We start from the raw sequence: 1,638 nt of genomic DNA on the forward strand, positions 1-1,638 counted from the left end.
GTTCCCTCACCCTTGGAGTGGTTCGAGATGACGGTTGTGCATGAGGCGCCGGTCGGCGACGAGATCCCCGAGGTCCCGGCCGACGCCCACGGGCGGGTCGCCGAGCTGCACGAACTGCGCGAACAGGTCCGCCGCGGCCCCAGCGAGAAGGCCACCGAGGCCCAGCACGCCAAGGGCAAGCTGACCGCCCGCGAGCGCATCGACCTGCTGCTCGACGAGGGCTCGTTCCGCGAGGTGGAGCCACTGCGCCGGCACCGCGCCACCGGCTTCGGCCTGGAGGCGAAGAAGCCCCACACCGACGGCGTGATCGTCGGCTGGGGCACCGTGCACGGGCGCACCGTGTTCACCTACGCGCACGACTTCCGGATCTTCGGCGGCGCGCTGGGCGAGGCCCACGCGCAGAAGATCCACAAGATCATGGACATGGCCATCGCCGCGGGCGCGCCGCTGGTGTCGCTGAACGACGGCGCCGGCGCCCGCATCCAGGAGGGCGTGACCGCGCTCGCCGGCTACGGCGGCATCTTCCAGCGCAACACCCGCGCCTCCGGCGTCATCCCGCAGATCTCCGTGATGCTCGGCCCCTGCGCCGGCGGCGCCGCCTACTCCCCCGCGCTGACCGACTTCATCTTCATGGTCCGCGAGACCTCCCAGATGTTCATCACCGGCCCCGACGTCGTCCAGGCCGTCACCGGCGAGAAGATCACCCAGAACGGACTCGGCGGCGCCGACGTCCACTCCGGGGTCTCCGGCGTCTCCCACTTCGCCTACGACGACGAGCAGTCCTGCATCGAGGAAGTCCGCTACCTCCTGTCGCTGCTGCCCCAGAACAACCGCGAGATGCCGCCCACCGTCGTCAACGACGACCCCGTCGAGCGCCGCAACGACTCCCTCCTCGACCTGGTGCCCGCCGACGGCAACCGCCCCTACGACATGCGCAAGGTCATCGAGGAGATCGTCGACCACGGCGAGTACCTGGAGGTCCACGAGCGCTGGGCCACCAACGTGCTCTGCGTCCTCGCCCGCATCGACGGCCACGTCACCGGCATCATCGCCAACCAGCCCCAGTCGCTGGCCGGCGTCCTGGACATCAACGCCAGCGAGAAGGCCGCCCGCTTCGTCCAGATGTGCGACGCCTTCAACATCCCGCTGGTCACCATGCTCGACGTCCCCGGCTTCCTGCCCGGCGTCGACCAGGAACACGACGGCATCATCCGCCACGGCGCCAAGCTCCTCTACGCCTACTGCAACGCCACCGTGCCCCGCATCCAGCTCATCCTGCGCAAGGCCTACGGCGGCGCCTACATCGTCATGGACTCCCGCTCCATCGGCGCCGACCTCTCCTTCGCCTGGCCCACCAACGAGATCGCCGTCATGGGCGCCGAAGGCGCCGCCAACGTGATCTTCCGACGCGACATCAACGCCGCCGAGGACCCCGAGGCCATGCGCACCCAGAAGATCAAGGAATACAAGAGCGAACTGATGCACCCGTACTACGCGGCCGAACGCGGCCTCGTCGACGACGTCATCGACCCCGCCGAGACCCGCCAGGTCCTCGCCACCTCGCTCGCCATGCTCCGCACCAAGCACGCCGATCTGCCCAGCCGCAAGCACGGCAACCCGCCGATGTAGCAGCGCCGT

Annotated in this window: 1 protein-coding gene; it reads left to right on the forward strand. The window is 69.4% G+C overall.

All coding sequences use genetic code 11. From position 1 onward, the window contains the following. Positions 1-27: 27 nt before the first annotated feature. On the forward strand, positions 28-1,629 hold the full coding sequence (locus ACZ3YO_RS39880) for an acyl-CoA carboxylase subunit beta (RefSeq protein ID WP_465579197.1): 1,602 nt from the start codon (positions 28-30) through the stop codon (positions 1,627-1,629). Positions 1,630-1,638: the final 9 nt, after the last annotated feature.

This window comes from Kitasatospora sp. NPDC022785 (assembly GCF_055561295.1).

What these genes read in the sequence shown, in the direction of transcription:
- ACZ3YO_RS39880 (WP_465579197.1), top strand. Translation starts at nt 28, where the DNA reads ATGACGGTTGTGCATGAGGCGCCGGTCGGCGACGAGATCCCCGAGGTC.